The organism is Diplocloster agilis (assembly GCF_019042275.1).
Lineage (GTDB): Bacteria > Bacillota > Clostridia > Lachnospirales > Lachnospiraceae > Diplocloster > Diplocloster agilis.
Window position 1 is genome coordinate 166,922 of the sequence record NZ_JAHQCW010000003.1, and the last position, 19,018, is coordinate 185,939.

Annotated in this window: 18 protein-coding genes; 8 read left to right on the forward strand and 10 right to left on the reverse strand. The window is 36.7% G+C overall.

Annotated elements, in window-relative coordinates:
- Positions 1-30: 30 nt before the first annotated feature.
- From KTH89_RS03220 to KTH89_RS03255, 8 genes are all read left to right on the forward strand, one after another.
- Positions 31-1,257 carry a CDP-glycerol glycerophosphotransferase family protein gene (locus KTH89_RS03220; protein WP_238720597.1) on the forward strand — a complete coding sequence of 409 codons (1,227 nt, stop codon included), beginning with the start codon at positions 31-33 and terminating at the stop codon, positions 1,255-1,257.
- Positions 1,244-1,672: an adenylyltransferase/cytidyltransferase family protein gene (locus KTH89_RS03225; RefSeq protein WP_238720598.1), complete on the forward strand. Its 429-nt coding sequence runs from the start codon at positions 1,244-1,246 to the stop codon at positions 1,670-1,672. Before KTH89_RS03220 ends, KTH89_RS03225 begins: the two co-directional genes overlap by 14 nt.
- Positions 1,665-2,729: a nodulation protein NodZ gene (locus tag KTH89_RS03230; RefSeq protein WP_238720599.1), complete on the forward strand. Its 1,065-nt coding sequence runs from the start codon at positions 1,665-1,667 to the stop codon at positions 2,727-2,729. The genes KTH89_RS03225 and KTH89_RS03230 overlap by 8 nt, the downstream gene beginning before the upstream one ends.
- 33 nt (positions 2,730-2,762) lie before the next feature.
- Positions 2,763-3,425 carry a CatB-related O-acetyltransferase gene (locus KTH89_RS03235; RefSeq protein WP_238720600.1) on the forward strand — a complete coding sequence of 221 codons (663 nt, stop codon included), beginning with the start codon at positions 2,763-2,765 and terminating at the stop codon, positions 3,423-3,425.
- An 18-nt stretch (positions 3,426-3,443) separates the two neighbouring features.
- Positions 3,444-4,952 (forward strand): hypothetical protein, encoded by a 1,509-nt coding sequence (locus KTH89_RS03240; protein WP_238720601.1) that lies wholly within the window; start codon positions 3,444-3,446, stop codon positions 4,950-4,952.
- Positions 4,949-6,406 (forward strand): lipopolysaccharide biosynthesis protein, encoded by a 1,458-nt coding sequence (locus KTH89_RS03245; protein WP_238720602.1) that lies wholly within the window; start codon positions 4,949-4,951, stop codon positions 6,404-6,406. Before KTH89_RS03240 ends, KTH89_RS03245 begins: the two co-directional genes overlap by 4 nt.
- Positions 6,407-6,476: 70 nt before the next feature.
- Complete coding sequence (locus KTH89_RS03250; RefSeq protein ID WP_238720603.1) at positions 6,477-7,763, forward strand: O-antigen ligase family protein; 1,287 nt, start codon at positions 6,477-6,479, stop codon at positions 7,761-7,763.
- Positions 7,747-8,757, forward strand: coding sequence for an acyltransferase family protein (locus KTH89_RS03255; protein ID WP_238720604.1), 1,011 nt, complete (start codon positions 7,747-7,749; stop codon positions 8,755-8,757). The genes KTH89_RS03250 and KTH89_RS03255 overlap by 17 nt, the downstream gene beginning before the upstream one ends.
- Positions 8,758-8,765: 8 nt before the next feature.
- On the opposite strand, the gene KTH89_RS03260 is transcribed toward KTH89_RS03255, so the two are convergent.
- From KTH89_RS03260 to KTH89_RS03305, 10 genes are all read right to left on the reverse strand, one after another.
- Complete coding sequence (locus tag KTH89_RS03260; protein ID WP_238720605.1) at positions 8,766-9,815, reverse strand: glycosyltransferase family 2 protein; 1,050 nt, start codon at positions 9,813-9,815, stop codon at positions 8,766-8,768.
- Positions 9,802-10,521 (reverse strand): acylneuraminate cytidylyltransferase family protein, encoded by a 720-nt coding sequence (locus KTH89_RS03265; protein ID WP_238720606.1) that lies wholly within the window; start codon positions 10,519-10,521, stop codon positions 9,802-9,804. The genes KTH89_RS03260 and KTH89_RS03265 overlap by 14 nt, the downstream gene beginning before the upstream one ends.
- 13 nt (positions 10,522-10,534) lie before the next feature.
- Entirely contained in the window at positions 10,535-11,701 is a 1,167-nt protein-coding gene (gene neuC, locus KTH89_RS03270; RefSeq protein WP_238720607.1) for a UDP-N-acetylglucosamine 2-epimerase, read from the reverse strand.
- Positions 11,698-12,696, reverse strand: a complete 999-nt coding sequence (neuB, locus tag KTH89_RS03275) for an N-acetylneuraminate synthase (RefSeq protein WP_238720608.1) — start codon at positions 12,694-12,696, stop codon at positions 11,698-11,700. The genes neuC and neuB overlap by 4 nt, the downstream gene beginning before the upstream one ends.
- Complete coding sequence (locus KTH89_RS03280) at positions 12,696-13,985, reverse strand: ATP-grasp domain-containing protein (RefSeq protein ID WP_238720609.1); 1,290 nt, start codon at positions 13,983-13,985, stop codon at positions 12,696-12,698. Before KTH89_RS03280 ends, neuB begins: the two co-directional genes overlap by 1 nt.
- 4 nt (positions 13,986-13,989) lie before the next feature.
- Positions 13,990-15,048, reverse strand: a complete 1,059-nt coding sequence (locus KTH89_RS03285; protein ID WP_158342982.1) for a sugar phosphate nucleotidyltransferase — start codon at positions 15,046-15,048, stop codon at positions 13,990-13,992.
- 1 nt (position 15,049) lies between these two features.
- Entirely contained in the window at positions 15,050-16,216 is a 1,167-nt protein-coding gene (locus KTH89_RS03290) for a LegC family aminotransferase (RefSeq protein ID WP_238720610.1), read from the reverse strand.
- Between the two features lie 15 nt (positions 16,217-16,231).
- The gene (locus tag KTH89_RS03295; RefSeq protein WP_238720611.1) at positions 16,232-17,212 is read right to left on the reverse strand and encodes an NAD-dependent 4,6-dehydratase LegB; all 981 of its coding nucleotides are present in this window, start codon (positions 17,210-17,212) and stop codon (positions 16,232-16,234) included.
- A 29-nt stretch (positions 17,213-17,241) separates the two neighbouring features.
- Positions 17,242-17,955 carry a motility associated factor glycosyltransferase family protein gene (locus KTH89_RS03300; protein WP_238720612.1) on the reverse strand — a complete coding sequence of 238 codons (714 nt, stop codon included), beginning with the start codon at positions 17,953-17,955 and terminating at the stop codon, positions 17,242-17,244.
- Positions 17,956-18,040: 85 nt separating this feature from the next.
- On the reverse strand, positions 18,041-19,012 hold the full coding sequence (locus KTH89_RS03305) for a hypothetical protein (RefSeq protein WP_238720613.1): 972 nt from the start codon (positions 19,010-19,012) through the stop codon (positions 18,041-18,043).
- Positions 19,013-19,018 lie beyond the last annotated feature (6 nt).

Here is a 19,018-nt window from a genome sequence, read left to right on the forward strand (position 1 = left end):
TAAAATGATCCATCAAAAGAGGTTGCACTAATGAATGGCTCTAAGACAACAATAAAAAGTTTGGTAAGAGATATTACATATTTCATAATGCTTTATATCAGTAAAATTCTTGTACATTTTCCTAAAAAGGAAAATTTATGGGTATTTGGAGCATGGCGCGGCAAGTTATATGCGGATAATTCTAAATATATGTTTGAATATGTAAACAAATTTCATCCGGAAATTAACGCTGTCTGGATTAGTAGAGAAAAGATAGTTGTAAAAGAAATACGCCAAAAAGGTTATAAAGCCTATCATCGTAATAACCTAATGGGAATCATGACTTGTTTACGGGCTCAGGCAGCATTTTTAACAGAAGACCGACACGATATCAGTAGGATTCTGATATCGGGTGCCATAATTGTTCAATTATGGCATGGGATGGGGATCAAGGACATTATGAGAATATCTCCTAAAGAACGCAGCTCCGTACAAGAAAGATATGATATGGTGGTACATTCTCATCAAGATGAATATTGGATGGTAGCTTGTGAAGAAGCAGTTGAAAAGTATTCGAAAGCCTTTTCTCTATCAAAACAAAAAATGTTTATTACCGGACAACCCAAAGACGATACTTTTATTAATATTGCTGGCAATGTATTTATTGAGCGAATTAGAAAGGCTCATTCTAACTGCAAAATAGTTGTTTACTTACCAACACATAGAAATTTTGGAGCAAAAGGTACGACGGCTGTTTTAAGCTACGAAGTTTTGAAAGAAGTAAATGATAAGCTTGCTCAGAAAAATATTGTTATGATTTTTAAGCCTCACGCACATGAATTTAAAAACTATGATGGAGTTAATGTTGATTTGTCTAATATAGTTTTTGCCACAGATTCTCAAGTGTATGGGGATGTATATGAGTTTTTGCCAGTGTGCGATATGATGATAACCGATTATTCGGGTGTAATGCTTGGTTATCTGGCAAGCAGAAAACCGATGATTTATTTTGCGTATGATCTTGATGAATATATTTCCGCAGATGCCGGTTTTTGTTATACCTATGATGAAGTTACCGCCGGACCGGTATGCCGCAGTTGGAATGAAGTGATTGAGGCGTTGGGACAATTGGCGCAAGAGGATGTTTATGCCGAAAGAAGGGAACAGCTTCGAAAGAGGTTTTGCCCAATGGCGGATGGTGATAGTTGTAAGCGCATTTTCATGAAAGTACGGGAAATAAGAACAAACGCAGGAGTTGGAGTGAATGAAAAAGTATAAAGTAGGATATACACAGGGAGTATATGATATGTTTCATGTCGGGCATCTGAATTTACTTCAGAATGCAAAAGAGTATTGCGATTACCTGATCGTTGGTGTCAATACGGACTCACTTGTACAAGATTATAAGAAGAAATCTCCTGTCGTTTCTGAACAGGACCGGCTTACCATCGTATCAAATATTCGCTGTGTGGATAAAGCCATATTGACTGCAACACTCGATAAGATAAAAATACATAAAGAAATTGATTTTGATGTTATTTTCATTGGCGATGACTGGAAAGGAAATCCCCGCTGGGAAACAACTAAAATTGAACTGAAAAAAATAGGGGTAGACCTTGTTTTTCTTCCTTACACACAGGGAGTCAGCAGTACGTTAATGCGCTGTCAGGAAAAGGATGCCGTTTATGAATAGACATGATTTTTTAATAAAGCACCCTAAGCTTGATTATCTGCAGCAATGCCTGCGCCATTTTAATGATAGGGAGTTTGTAGATGTAGTAAACGCTATTAACCGCGATCCAAATCTATTATATTTTGTGGCAAATGGTAATTTATATCCCAATATTCTATTCTATGATATTTATATGGATTATCCATCCAAAGGTTTTTTTGCTTTGTTTATTCAAACATTAGACGCCTTGCGTTATGCAGAGCGTTTTCATCTTGTTCCGGTAGTCACGTGGAGTGACCGCTGTCTTTATAAGGCGGAACAGCCTATTAACGGAACCAATAATCCATTTTGTTATTATTTTGAAGCGGTCAGCGAATTCGATCGTGACGAAATAGCGAAAGCTATGCGTGTTTTAAAATATAAGGATGCGCAACGGGCTTTAGACAAAGAACATCCCTTTGGAGTAGTTTCAAAAACAATAATAGAGAACGACTGTTATGAAGAGTATATTAACGAAAATGCACTTGTTTATAAAAAATATATCAAAATGAAAAAGACTGTACAACAGAGACTGGATCGCTGCCTGACGGAGATTGCTTTTGAGGGGAAAGTGCTCGGTGTTCATGTTCGTGCAACTGACTTTAACAAGGGCTATGTAAACCACGCTATGGCTGTGGATAGCAATGAGTATATGGACCATGTTATACAAGCCCTGGCTGTACAGCATTTTGACCGTATTTTTCTGGCCACAGATGATGCATTTGTTGTGGAAAAGTTTCAGTTGAAATTTGGTTCCAAAGTGATTTTTTGCAAGGATGTTTGCCGGTCTTCGGATGGTATGGCTGTACATTTTGGAAATAAGGATGGTAAAAATCACAAGTATCAGTTGGGTTTGGAAGTTATTCGGGATATGTATATACTTTCCTGTTGCACAGGACTGATCGGTGGATTTTCCAATGTGTGCATAATGGCTCAAATAGCAAAAAAAAGTTACGGTTGTGAATATGAATACTTAGATATTATTAATAAGGGATTTAATACGGTTGGAAAAACAACTTATCAGGATCATTACAAGTGATGGGACAGATTGCATATGGATGGATCTATTAGAATGGCAAAGAAAATAAATGTATTGAAACAGAAGAAGGCTTTAAAAGGGCGTGTAAAGATTGGACGCAACGTAGTGCTGGATGATGCGGTAGAGTTCGAAGGTGCAAATTCACTGGCTACGGGGTGTAACTTTACAAGCTCTACACTTGGTTTTGGTTCTTATGTAGCCTCAAATTCTTTTATACGTCACACTGAAATCGGAAGATATTGCTGCATAGGAAAAAACGTACGTATTATTGATGTCACACATCCTAGCAGTACATTTGTCTCTGTGCATCCTGCATTCTATTCACTCAATAATGCAACAGGTACCTCTTTTATTGAAAACGAGAAGTTTCAAGAAAAGCTGATAATAGATGCCAACTCTGATATGGCGGTAATAATCGGGAATGATGTGTGGATTGGTGATGGAGCCCAAATAATCGGCGGGCATAAAATCGGTGACGGGGCCATCGTTGCTGCAGGTGCTGTTGTGACGAAAGATGTTCTCCCCTATTCCATAGTTGGCGGTGTTCCGGCAAAAATAATTCGGTTTCGATTTGAAAAAGACGATATTAATTATCTTATGCAGCTAAAATGGTGGGATAAAGATCGAGAATGGATAGAGAAACATGCTGCCTATTTTGAAAACATTAAACTTCTTCGGCAATACACTAATTTATAATTTTAGGAGGATGTTTCTTTGGGTGATTTTATCATTATCTATATGAAACGACTGTATCATATCTTAAAGCGGAACAAGATTCATAAATCAAAAAAAATAATCTGTACGAAAAAACAGCTTTTAGAAAAGCATATATATTACGAAGATTACGTAGCGTCAATTTATAACGAGATAGTAAATTATCAGAATTCCATAAATAACGAGTTAAATGAACCCTCTATATATTTTACAGGATATAGTATTTTAAGCTATAACGGGGACCGGATGGGGAAAGTTCTTGGACGTGACGGGAAAATTTATAGAGGCATTTATCCAGAAAGTGTTCCGTCGTTTCGTAAATTATGGAGCACGGGTTTGCTTCAGATTTTAGGTGAACATAATTTAATTCCCAGAACTATCATCACGGATTATTTTTCGGATGAGTATCCGATTATACTGGAGCATCAAACCGTAGATATTTCGGTATCCAGCTTGTGGAATACAGAAATGATAAAGGATGCAGCCATTTTAATATGTCTCATTAAACAAATAGCCCAACGAGTGGGATTTACTCTTCATGATGGTCATATCAATAATGTATCGTTTGAGAAGGGACAACCAATCTTTACAGATATCGGTTCAATCGTTGAAGACCAGGGACAAGCAACCATATGTGATCGAGAAATTTTATTCACTGCAATCTATAGACTAATCTTTCATTTCCTTGGAAATAGTTTGCTGAAACATATTCAATTATATGATGAAACCAATAACGCCATCTGGGTAAGTCCAAGATTTTATGACGATTTAGTTCGGGAATATGTACATGCCTTAAACGTATATGAGAGGTATCATTTATTCCATAGTTCATGGCAATGTAACCGGATTATATATCGTATGTTCAGGCGATATGAAGTTCTTCCTGAGTATATAGATTGTTTATTTCCTATGATTTCGGAAAAAGAAAAAGAGTTTGATGATTCTATATATATGGATATAGAAGTATTAGGGGATGAATTAGAAAAAGCGGATATAACGTTTCATTCAATTGTTGACGTGGGAGGGAATTCAGGAAAATTAGTAAGAGTATTTTATAGCAAATTTAAATGCAGGACTATAGCACTGGAAAATGATGATACCGAGTCCGGAATCATTTATAAACATTGTGTTAAAGATAACATTCCTATTAATACCTTTGTGTTTCATTATTTATATGGAGCCAGCGACGAGAAATTGAAATCTATACGGGGAGATATCGCTGTATGTTTGGATTTAACACACAGCAACGTGGCATACCAACGCTTTAAAGCAGATTCCCTTTTTAACTCATTATGTAAATTAAGTAATAGGTATGTGGCAATATCATACTATCCGAATAAGGAGAAAGTATTAAAATATGATCCGTATTTAAGGAAAGATGGTACAGAAGATATAGGAATGTTCGAAAATGTTTTTAGATCTTTTTTTGATATTGTTATCCGAAAAGAAATAGGGGACAGAAATAGCAGAAATTTTAGGATATTGTATGTTGGAAGGAAGAATGGATGATGAGATTTTTACAAAATATTTTTACGAGATATGAAAAAATTTCAGCACCCGTAAAAGCTTCTGTCTGGTTTACTGTCTGTGGTATTATTCAAAGAGGTATTTCACTTTTTTCAACGCCCATATTTACACGTTTGCTAACGCCGGAACAATATGGAGTTTTTTCAGTATACAATTCTTGGTATGATATTATTTCGATATTTGCGACATTAAATATATTTTATGGCGCTTATAATAATGCAATGACAAAATTTCAAGATGACAGAAATAGAATTACTTCCAGTATGCAGGGGTTGACTACCATATTGACTGTGATTCTCTTTATTGTCTATACCATTGCCAGTGATTTTTGGAATGGAATCTTAAATTTGTCTTCTTTATATGTCTATGCAATGTTTGCTGAGATGTTGTTCTTACCTGCCTATAATTTCTGGGCCGCCAGTGAAAGATATGATTATAAATATAAACGCCTGGTTATAATGACAGTTGTTATCGCAGCCGGCAGCCCGCTTTTAGGCATTATAGCTGTGATAAATACATCTTATAAAGCGCAAGCACGTATCCTTTCTTATGTTTTTGTTCAAGTTTGCGTTGGTTTAGCTTTTTATATTTATAATTTATATAAGGGGAAGAGCTTTTTTAATAAAAAATATTGGAAATATGCTCTGATATTAAATATACCACTTTTACCACATTACCTATCCAGCACTGTGTTGAATCAAGCGGATCGAATTATGATCAATAACATGATCGGTTCTGGCGAGGCTGCTATTTACAGCGTAGCATACAGTGTGGCCAGTATAATGACGATAGTCACTACAGCGATCAAAAATACTTTCACTCCATTCATGTACAAATCGTTAAAAAACCAGAGTTATGGCAAATTACGAACCACATCAAATCTATTGATCGTTCTTGTTGGCGGTTTTACATTAATTGCAATGGTGATGGGACCTGAGGTTATCTATTTCTTCGCTTCAAGTGCGTATCACGATGCGATCTGGGTCATTCCCCCGGTCGCTTGTGCTGTATTCTTTAAGTTCCTTTATCCTATGTTTAGTACCGTTGAATTTTATTATGAGAAGACAGGATTCATACTCGCAGCCTCCTGTGCCGGGGCAATTATAAATATTATTCTAAATTATTACTTTATTAATCTTTATGGGTATTACGCTGCAGGATACACTACATTAGCCTGCTATATTCTTTATTCAACCGGTCATTTTCTATTTCAAAAATTCATATTTCGCAAATATGGAAATACCGGAAATAATTTGTTCGATATAAAGTTTATAATACTGTTTTCCGTACTGCTATTGCTCCTTATGGTGGGCATTACATTCCTCTATTCCTATACTTGGCCAAGATACATTATTCTCCTTACTCTTGGTATTATCCTTGTGGTTAAGCGGTCAGCAATCATGCGTTTGCTGTCTGCGATGAAGGGAAGCGAGTGATCGGTTTTAAAATAGTTTTATTGAGTGTAGGATTTGAATGATTATTGTTGAAAGTTTTAGGAGGAGAATAATGAATAGCCATGTTCGCTCTCGTTTTGTAGTTTCCGTTCGAAAAATAGATTTCTTTTATTTGATTGGTTGGTTTATATTTTTTGCACCTCCCATTTTTTATCGTATATCAGGTATGGTAACCTCATTGCTGAGATACGGGGGTTGTGCATACATAATTTTACTTCTTTTATTAAATCGTAAACGTAGTATATATAAGATAAAGCCATTATTTATGAAATGTTTTTTTGCTTTCTTCTTATGGGCTACGGCAATGGTAGTTATAAAAAGTCCAAATCAGATTGCAACATTTTTTTATGAGCAGCTTATGCCCGTTATAGGAGTATTCTTGCTGATCAATAGCAGTGTGAATGATCGGCATACCAATATAGAAAAGAAGTTGGAAGGTCTGGTGTCTTTATATTGGCTAAGCATAATTTATATAGTTGCAAATTTTATGACGATTATATTATATCCGAATGGAATATTTCGAAGCAGTGTAGGTTCCTCTGTAGAGCGAGCGAATTGGCTGCTTGGGTCAAAAAATAATCAAAGCACATATATTATACTTTCCGTACTTATTATTCTTTTGTTTATGAAAAAGAAAATAATGAATCGTTTCTTGCAGGAACTTCTGATAATTGTTGGTACGGTATCTATTTTTAGCACAGGCGAAAATAGGGTGGAATTTATGAGCGGTTCTTCCAGCGGTATGATTGCAATTTCTTTTTTGGTTGTTATATCAATATTTTTGTTACTAAATAAAGACATCCCGTTTACGAATTTGAAATTCAAATGGATATATCTCATGATATTGACTGTCTATTTTCTTATTATCACGGGAACTACTATGCCTTCTATAAAAGCATTTATAGAAAATGTGTTGCATAAAAGTATGACATACAATAGCAGAACCTTAATATGGCAGCAAGCATTGCATTATATTGCCAGACGGCCTTTTACCGGATATGGCGAGATACAAATTTGGTTATCCGTTCGTTTATCAAGTTGGTTGAATGGTACAACTAATATTTATAATTTAATTTTGAAGCAATTGTTTGATTTTGGTATGATTGGTTTGCTCTTATTCTCAGCTTCCTATATTACTCTGCCGAAATATGACGACCATAAATATCATCTTGTAATTATTGGAATTATTGCTTTCTTCATTTTAGGGCTGATGAATGAAATTGATTGGAACTATCTTGTGGTTTTTCCTTTTTTAATTAATAAGGTGTTCTGCAGCCATAATAGCTATAAACCGCCAACAAGCGCAGAGGAGGCAATTGGAAATGGTTACCGGGAGTAGGAATAAATCGATTGACTTTTACAAAGGAATGTTAATGTTTGGTGTGATCTGGGGACACACGATCACTGCTTTGCGTGCTGGAATGGGAGAAAGCGTGTGGTTATTGACCTTTTTTCGAACATATGATATGCCATTTTTTATGCTGCTAAGTGGATTCTTTCTTGCCCGCAGTATGGAAAAGAGAAAGTGGACACAAGAATTTATACATAAGTTTCGTCATCTTGTTATCCCCGTAATTTTGTGGGAACTCCTGATCAATATTTGGGGACCTCTATTTGATTCGGTTCGTAATTTGTTTTCGTTATGGTTTTTGTGGTCCGCAATTGGATGTTCCTTTATCATGATTATCCTTTGCGGAATTGTTAAAAGCAAACGTTGGCAAATTATAATATCCATCTTCCTTATTATCACATTTCACATGACAGATATAATACCATTCAATATGGGATATATGTTTCCTTTTTTTGTGATTGGTTATTATACTAAGGATTTGTCCAGATTGATAAAGGGCAGAACCCGTAGTGTTTTATGGATAGGCGCTATGGTATGTTTCGTTATATTGCAATGTTTCTGGTCCGGTCAGTTTAACGTATGGAATGCGGGGACATCTTTGTTTAGCGGAATTGATAATATAGAATTCATTATCTTAATGCGGGGGTTAATTGGCATTACCGGTTGTATAACAATGAAGGTGGTATTTGATGCCGGTTATCTGTATCTTGATACAAAAAGTAAAGCGCTTACTGAATTTTGGGTCAAGGTTGGGCAAAATACTATGCCATTATATATTCTGCAGTCTGTTATCATTGAGAACTTTCTTGGGAAATTTGTTTCGTTGCTGTGTATGAATATAGGATCTAATCCTTTGGTTGTAAATATAAAATTGTTAGGTATATTTTTGGCTCCTTGCGTGGCTTTAGTTGCAATTGTATTAGAATTATACATAATAGCTTTAATAAGGAGGATTCCTCGGATTAGTGAGTGGCTATTGTAGCTTATTGCTTAAAAGGTATACAAGTTAGGGGTCTTGTGTTTATCCAGAGATTGAATAAAATGTTGAATAATACGCTTATAAATTAAATACCCAAATACCGAACAATCAAATAAGCCTTGTTCCCATCGCTTTTCATGACTAAACCTTACAATATAATATTGATTTTTTCGATAATTAGGATACATTTTAAGAAAGAGGCGCCTTAACTTTAACATTTCCCAATAACCTCGCCATCCGGCATTTTGAACAAGCCATTCTATTCCACCCCGATAGCTACATCGTATAATGTAAAATTCTGTTTCTTCTTTATAATCTGTCATAGTCTCCATGGATGACCATTTATGTAACTCATCCATAATAGTATTGCGGTCTTCACAGGACTTTAAATTTGTCGTTCGAGTGGTCGAGCCAGATGAATCCTGACAATAGTAATATAATCCTTTCCGTATCGTTTGATAAGAGGCTAGGAGTGTATTAACCTTAAGCACAAACAAATGGTCTTCATAATATATACCTTCCGGGAAGTATATGTCATTGTCTTTTATAAACGAGGAGCGAAAGAGCTTCGTACAAACCGTAGAATTACTTTTTGCAATAACTTCTTTTTTTCCGCTAATATCCAAGGTTCCATTTGCGGAAATATCTTTCATACGATCTATGGGTAATAATTGTGATTGTTTAACAGTGATAAAATCGCATTCTACAACATCGGCTTTTTCTCCATTAAAAATAGCCTTTTTGTATAAAAGTTCATACATATTTGGCTCAACAAAGTCGTCCGAGTCGACGAAGGCGATGTACTCTCCCTGGGACATGTGTATTCCTATATTACGTGCTCCCCCCTGATGAAGATTCTTGGGTGAATAATAACTGCGAATCCGATTACGGTAGCGTTTTGTAAGATCGGTAATCGTTTTTCCGATATCTGTCGTGCTGCAATCATCGATAAGAATGATTTCTATTTCTTCTAAAGTCTGATTGACTATAGAAGTTACACATCGAATCAGTAGATTTGGATCTGTGTTGTAGATAGGAACAATTATACTAACTTTTATCATCCGTATTCCTCTCAAGGGCGTTTATAAGTAAAGATGCCAATTCAAAATCCAGTAAATGGTCAATATCAACGGATGAAACTTCATCCATGATATAAGGTATTGTTCGCTGAGGCTGAAAAGTTTTCTGATCTAAAAATATTTCTGTTTTGATAAAATAAAGGGCCCCATTGGGCATATATACTTTATTAAAATTCTGACGCATTTGTTCTGTTGAATCCGGTTCTTTAATATAGGGTTCTATAAATCCTTCTTCGTTAATAAGTCTAAGCCATTGAGGGGGATGGGGTGCTTCCTTTACTGAAATCACCGCTTCTGCCTGTTTCTCACAGGATTGATACAGCTCAATTGCGTCATCGATATGTTTTTCTGTTCGAAGTGGAGATGTACACTGCAGAAGTAGTACAAAGTCAGGAAGACAAAACTGATTCTCCTGATAATGACGAAGCGCATGCAGCGTAACATCTATACTTGTTGCTTGATCGGATGCCAATGGACTCGGCCTTTGTATGCATTTTGCTTTGAAACTTGCTGCAACACTCAGAATCTCTTTGTCATCGGACGAAACGTATACTTCATTTATATACTTGGATTTTTTAGCTGCCTCTATTGTCCACCCGATTAACGGTTTTCCGCATAGATTTTTGACATTTTTTCGTGGAAGTCCTTTAGATCCCCCACGCGCAGGTATAAGACATAAAATATTCACGCGTTCCTCCAATTCAGAAGTCTATATCATAGAATTCCTTTTTTAGATTGATCTTATCCGCCAGTAGCTTCTCCTCTAAAATTTTAAGGATTTTATTCGTGGTATTCCCATCGCCGTACGGATTTTTGACAGATTCCAAGGTTTTTCTAAAATCGGATGACCGGGCAAAATTTATAGCACGTATAATTTCTTCGGCGTTTGGTTCACAGTTTATTATGCTTTTTGCCATTATTCGCCCTCGCTGGCGGTCTCCTATATTAATCGTAGGCACTTTAAAAGATGGAACTTCTACTAGTCCACTGGATGAATTACCAATAACCATATTACTGTATTTTATCGCGCTTAAGTATCTAAGCATTCCCAATGAATCAAATATTTTTACATTTTTATGGTTTAGAGAATAATCTTCAAACAGCTGATTAATAATCCGGCCGCCGGCATCCGCATTAGCTTTTGTTATAATAAATTTTATATTCGGAAAACTCTCTATTGCTTTTAATATGGACTGGACCTGTACTCCGGCCTGGAATCCCTCCAGTGTTACCGGATGAAAGGTAATAAGCGCATACTCCGGGCCAAGCGAAAAATGCAGAGAATCTTCAAGCTCCGCCTTCGACAACAACGGTGTATGCAGCGCATTTTCGATACCCACAGCTCCAACATTAAAAACCCTGGAAGGATTTTCCCCTAATTGTATAATGCGATGCCTGTGTTCCTCGGTACTTGCAAGATGAAGAAAACTCATCTTTGTGATAGCATGTCTGATAGCCTCATCTACAGCGCCTTGTGTAGTCTCGCCCCCATATAGATGTATAATAGGTATTCGGGCGTTCATAGCCGCACAACAGACTGCAAGAGTTTCATATCGATCTCCCAATACCATTAGATAATCGGGTACTACATCAGCAAAATAGTCCGCAAAGCTTATCATAGCAAGTCCCATATTTTTTGATATGGCAGAAGAAGTGTCCGAGCTTAACAGGATCTCTATTTTTCTGTCTATCCGTATTCCATCGTTCTCGATTTCTTTATAAGTAAGACCAAATTCTGCTGAAAGGTGGGCTCCCGTAACAACTACTCTGACATTAAATTTAGTACAGGCACTTAATGTACGTATAATAGGCCGTAACAGTCCATATTCGGCTCTTGTGGCCGTCAGTATTACAATCGTCTTCTTCATAGTTCAATCAATTCATCCTCATAAAAATTCCTTTTTGCATATTTTCCGATTATTTCATACCACTGCATAGGGGAAATTCCGTTTCCAGGTCTTTTAACCGTAATATTTTCTTCCGTAAAAGGAGTGCCTTCCTTGATAAATTTTGAGGCTACAATACTTTTACGTGCCACATCACGGTTTTTTAATTCGGATTTTGAGATATCCTTTATCCCATTCCCCAACGCCATCTCCACATTCCTGATACTGACGACCATCTGTGTCAATTCTTCCGGTGAAAGGCTGGCCTTGTGATCAGGCCCTTCCATATTTTTATCAAGTGTGAAGTGTTTTTCGATTATCTCAGCCCCCAACGCAACTGCGGCCACAGGGATCTCGATCCCGGAGGTATGATCCGAATAGCCGATCTTTAAGTGAAAGCGTTCTTTTAGCGTAACCATTGCGTTTAGATTCACATCCTGATAGGGTGCGGGATATTCAGTCGTACAGTGGAGAAGTGCAATTTCTCCTGCGCCATAATTTTTCAGTAAGTTCAGAGCCGCTTCTATTTCCTCGATATTACACATTCCAGTCGACATAATAATGGGCTTATGGGTCTTAGCGATTCGAATCAAGTAAGGAAGATTTGTAATTTCTCCTGATGGGATTTTCCACAGTGGGATACCCAGCTGATCTAGAAAATCTATACTTTCAAGATCGAAAGGAGTTGATAAGAACCCGATACCGGATCTTTTGCAATAATCTTTTAGTAATATGTAATCGTCAAACTTTAGGTGAATTTTTTTGCACATTTCAAGCTGGCTTTCTGCTTCATTCGTCGTGGATTTCTGGTAAGCTGCCTTGGCAGCATACTTGGATATTACTAATTCCGGTTTTGCCGTCTGAAATTTAACGATATCCGCGCCTGCTTTTCTGGCCGCATCAATCATCTGAAATGCGAGACCCAGATTACCATTGTGATTAACACCTGCTTCCGCTATTATTAAAACTCTCTTCATTAATCATTCTCCTCAAGAAGACATTCGATCATATGTGTGTCAAATGTAGGTATATGAAATATACTTGCGATTTTTAACCTTTCGCCGTAAGAGTCATCAATCAAAATACTATTGCTGTCCATAATAAATGCCGCTTTCTCCTCAGTCGCATCTAGCTGCATAACTTGGTCAAAAAGAGTTTCTAATCTGTATTTACGGAGTTCTGCAAAGATATCTCCTTTATGCTTTGTAAGTAAAACTAAATGTTTCCCGTTATTGATACATTGAAAGACAAAAGCCATAATCTGAGTGTTTATACGTGAATCTATAACAATCGTGTCATCATAATCAAAATAGACCGTATCATAAGATAGTGACAGATGGTATTTATTATATAATGCACGGTCCAATTCAATGTCATATGGATTTATCAAAACATCATGAATAGAATTTCCATTAAATAGATGTAAAGTTAGTAATGGAAGATTTACACCTGTATTTCTGGTAATAGAGGAAGTTCCGGCGATCCTGGATGCTATTTCCAATAAGGTCAAAGCCCCATTTCGATCTCGTTTCAGTTGAAAAAACCATCCTCCCCGTTGATTTAACTGCTTATTAATCTTTTCAGCAATTATCCCGAATTCCGGCTCATCATAAAACACAGCATTGACGCTTATGCCATTTTTGATCCTTTTTCTTGTGCGGCCGCGGGCATATACCAGTTTTCCCTCTGAATTTGTGAAACAATCAATTGTGTATTCTTCACCTGGTAAATATTCTAAAATTAATAGATCTAAATTTTTGGTTAAAAGGTATCTCAATTCTTGGCTGGATTTGACTACTGCTGTTCCAACAGATCCCTGTCCCACATCGGGTTTAACAAATACCGGATACTCCGCTATTTCATCAATTTCTTCATAGCACGAAGGTGTTTTTAACGTATCTGCAAAATATTCATACGTTCTACTTTTGGAACGTGTAATAGCAGCAGTTTTATAATCCGGCGCTATTACTACAGGCTTCAAATATTGCCTGTATTTTGCAAAAGCATACACCACTCCATCCATCGCCGGATAGATAAAATCAATTCGTTTATTTAGGATACATTGATTAAATGCCACAATATCTTCCTTAGAACTATCATCCGTGATAAAAGGCAGATCGTTTATCAGATCTTTGTAAACAAACTGGCCATGATCATAATTGCTGGATCCGCCGATTAATTGGAAATGAATAGACTTATTTACAGCCCGATAGATTTCCAGACCAATTTCGGTTCCACATGGATAAACTAAGACTCTTTTTTTCATATCACTATTCACCTTCTGCATCCATATCAAAAGTTTTCTGCATCTTATCCAACTCACTAAGCTGCCCCATGTCTAACCATGCTTTCTCTCCAATAGGGTATACGCCTACATTTTTACCTTCCCGCATGAGCTGCTCAATAATATCAGGAAATCCCAGTTCGGTCCCAGCCTCGATATGATCCAATACTTCCGGTTCAACAAAATAGCATCCGGTATTGGTAAAAAAAGATAAGGACGGCTTCTCCTGAAGAGATATGATCTGTCCTTCCTTCCCTATATTTACCACGCCATAAGGAATTGAGAAATTCTTAAGAGAGCAAACCATTGTGACAAGATTTTGTTTTTCTTTATGCAATTTATAGATTTTGGACATATCTGCATCAATCAAAATATCACAATTACTGAGAATAAAAGAAGAATGGATCTGCCCTTTCAACAAGCTAAGACCGCCACCCGTCCCAAGCGGTATATCCTCATCTATAAAACAGAGATTATATTCCTTTTGTATTTCATTAAAATAAGCTTTAATCATGTTTCGCTTATGATTCACTATCAAATAAAAATTATTGCATCCTTGCTTACAAAATTGTTGGATAATACGCTCAGCAATCGGTATATCTCCAATAGGTATTAATGGTTTTGGAAGTATTTTGGTATATGGATACAGACGGGTTCCCAATCCGCCGGCCATTATTACTACCGGAAGATCCAAAGGCTCCTGACAATGTGAGATCTCCTCATCATTCCAAAAAAGTACATTCAAAATATGCATATTGTCATCCAATATAGGCAGTGCCTCAATCTTTTGCTGCACCATATATTTTTTGGCTTTGCTTTTTTCCGCGGCAAACAAATATTTTGGCTTATAGTTTGCAGCCTCTTTTACGAAAGCCTTCAGACTGCCTTGGGCTAGTATCCATCTTCTAATATCACCATCCGTCAAGGATGCAACTAATTGATTTCCTTTTTGTACAAAAAGAATCTTTTTCGCATTCTTATCTAATTTTTCCATAGCGAATAAAATCGTATTATTTTCTTCTATAAGCAGATCTTTTATATCCATATTATTCATCCCGATTTATCTGTTTTAGTACATTAGTTACATATTCAATATCCGATTTTGTCAAACTAGTACTGCAAGGGATATTAATGACTTTTTGCCAGAAAACTTTAGCCTTCTCTATTTTATAAACCTCTTTATTATTATAAGGTTTTTGTTCATGAATCAGTCCCCAGACCGGCCTTGTCTGTATCCCTTTTGAAGCGAGATAAGCAATTAAGGAATCTCTGTCTAAACAAAGGCCGGCAGTATCCAAAGCATAAAACCAGTGATTGCTGCGGATATTATCGCGATAGGTCAGCAGATGAATCCCGTCCTGTGCCAGGCTGTTCTGATATTGCTTGAAATTCTCGGTCTTTATTTGGATAAAGTGTTCCAGCTGTTCTAGCTGCGCAACCCCCAGCGCCGCCTGTAAGTTGGTCATACGGTAATTGTAGCCAATCTCATCATGTGTGTAGTACAACTCATCGCTTTTAGCCTGAGTCGTCAAGTGTCTGGCATGCTGTAGATATTTTAAGTTATCTGATACCAGCATCCCCCCGCCGCCGGTGGTTATGATTTTATTTCCATTGAAAGAATATACCCCTAGATCACCAATGGTTCCTGCATACTTACCTTTAAATTTCCCGGATGAATAATAAGTTCCTAGCGCTTCTGTTGCATCTTCCAGTACGAGCAAATTGTACATCGCAGCGACAGCCATAATCGATTCCATATCAGCCATATTTCCAAATACATGTACAACAATTATTGCTTTAATATGTCTCCCTGAATTTTTTGAAATCAGTTGGCCATTTCTAAAATCACATTCCTCTTCGCAAAATAATTTTAGCTTAACAGGATCCATACATAACGAATCATCACAGTCCATAAATATTGGTTCTGCGTTGACATACATTACAGGATTGACTGCTGCTATAAACGTTAGAGTGGGAACAAGGACTGCATCTTCTGATGTGACTCCCATAACCATAAGTCCGGTATGAATGCCGGCAGTCCCGCTTTGACAAGCGACAGCTCCGGCTGAGTGCAGGTATTCTGAGACCACCTGTTCAAATTTGGTTATGTAGGCTCCTCCGGTAGATACCCAGCCGGCTTGAACAGCGTCTGTAACATACTTTAATTCATTACCGATAAAATTTGGTATCGAGAGCGGTATAAAAGGATTCATTTTATATCCCCCATATTATAAGTTATACATTTCTATTTTATATTTATCTAAATTTCGGCGAAGAAACGCAATGGTCTCTTCTAAACCTTGTTCGAACGTGTACTCCGGTTTCCAGCCCGTCAATTCTTTTATCTTTGTATTTGATCCAAGCAGCCTGTTTACCTCGCTTTTTTGTGGCCGTAATCTCTGTTCATCACAACATATGCGGGCTTTTGGATTAATTTGTTTAATAAGTTCCGCGGCAAGTTCACCGATAGAAATTTCCCGCTGAGTTGCGATGTTTATTTCCTCCCCGATTGTGTTCATTGACTCATAAATGGAAATAAATCCATTCGCAGTGTCTTTTACATAATTAAAATCACGGGTCGGCGACAACGATCCCAGTTTTATCTCCTCCTGGCCTGCCAGCAGTTGTGTGATAATCGTCGGTATCACCGCCCTGGCCGACTGTCTTGGTCCATATGTGTTAAAGGGCCTTACTATAGATACCGGAAGATCGAAGGCGCGGTAAAAAGATTCTGCCAGCCGGTCTGCTCCTATCTTTGTAGCAGAATATGGTGATTGTCCCTGATAAGGGTGATGTTCATCAATAGGCACATATTTCGCTGTACCATAAACTTCTGATGTGGAAGTTACTAAAACACGTTCTGTTCCTAACTCTCTGGACGCCTGAAGTATGTTTAAAGTTCCCTTTATATTAGTATCTACATACGTATCCGGAGAATAGTAACTGAAGGGTATAGCAATGAGGGCAGCCAGATGAAAAACTGCATCACACCCTTGCAGAGATTCCTTTACACCGTGTGGATCACGGATATCCCCCTGGAAAACTTCAACATGTTTCATAATGTCTTTCGAAACGTTATCCAACCATCCCCAGGAATTAAAGGAATTGTAATAAACAAATGCTTTGACTTCATATCCCTTTTTTACCAAGGTTTCGGTGAGATGACTTCCAATAAATCCGTCAGAACCGGTCACTAATACTTTTTTCATCGATAACTTCCTTTCATTTTTCACAATTCTCAGTAAGCTTTAAAATCATTATTCTTTTTTTCTATTTTATTTAAAATTAAATTTAAACTGTTTCTGGGGTAGGCATCAATCAAACTTCCGGGAGTAAGATTTATTATTTTACAATCCGTTCTTTGGGCGTATGCTTGCAAAGCATAGTGGTGATAATGTACAAATGATGACCAACGTAAATCTTCTCCGATCGAAGTCATTCTATCTTTTCCATGTTTGTAAAAGTGCTCGACTTTTAAATTAGCATAGGAATTGAAATCACAGCCAAGTAAAAAAATATTTTTATATCCCATATATAAAGCGCATTGTATCGCAAATGGAATTACATTTACGGACCCTGTCATGGATTTCGTCATGTTGCAGCGTACAAAATCACGATACTGTGCTAAAACCGGATAAGTACCAAAAATTCGATCTACTTTATTTAATGTGAGTAATTGTTTAGCTACATTTTGCCGTGTAATAAATTTTGTAGTACCGTGACTATCATATAAATCGAGAACATAAGGCAGACATTCCTCGTTCCCAAAACATGGATCTAAAAGGACATGATATGTAGAAGGAAACTCAGGGCAGCCTTTATGGAAAAAGTTAACGGTAAATGTGGGATAAACTTTAATAGCTTCTAAATCTTCAAAGGTTAGGGACGGCCCATTCCCAATTACAAAACAGAAATCATGATCTATAGTCTTTAATGTTACATTTTTTTTCAAACAGGACTTATCTGTAAATAAAGACCGCAGATACATGGATATATTGTAAATTTTGCAAATCTGTTCATCTATCTTGAATAACAAATTAACTCGACTCATTTTTATCCTTTCTCGTTACTTCCATGAATTTATCCAATGATTTGCTTTCTGTAATAGAATGGGCTATATATCCCCAGCCATAAGGGGGTTCTTGATTCTGTATCAATATTACTTTTATTTCTTCCTCAAGCTTTTCTATATACACAGATTTCAGTTGTTTATTTTTATACAGCAATCGTTGTTTTTCCGGTTTAAATTGGAAAACGTAAAGTAAATTACCTTGAAAGAGATAATTATTTGTCAAACAATTCCGGATTCGTTTGATATCCGTTACTTCTCCATAGCTATTTAATAACAAGAATATTTGATCATTTATTTGTGTGTTTTCAAAAACTTTTATATAGCCCGTTAATGTTTGACGTGTAGTATCCATTATCTGGTTGTATTTTCTGTATAATTGTTCTCTTTCTGCCTGCAAAAGATCTATTTTCTCAAAGACATCTCCGTTAGCATATAGAATACTGTTCTTTTTCTTACGTTTTTTTTCTACGTTAATAAATTTACGTACTTTAACCTGTATATCGTCTATTCCATACAACAAATGAATAGCCATTCTGTGGGTACCGTCTATCAAATATAAAGGATTCAGACATGCCGCCCCGCCCTTTTTACAATCATACCCATCGATATAAGAGGCGAGAAGGTTACGCCAGTGGTTGTTTTCCTCAAAAGAATATTGATTCATATCAATCAAGGTGGATCCTGTATTATAATCTTCTAAAAGCTTTGTTATTTTTAATGCCCAACAATCCGTATTGATTCCTCGCTGATCGTCAGATTTATTTAAAAATTGTTCTAAATCCATAATACGTGAAACAATTAAGTATTGTATCGCACTTATTTCTCCGTTATATGGCATCATCAAATCGGCAATAGCTACTAGAAATTCTTCTCTCACTAATTTATTTGCCACTATCTCTTTTAGCCTATATATAAAGGAATGTAGTTTTCCCATCATATCCTT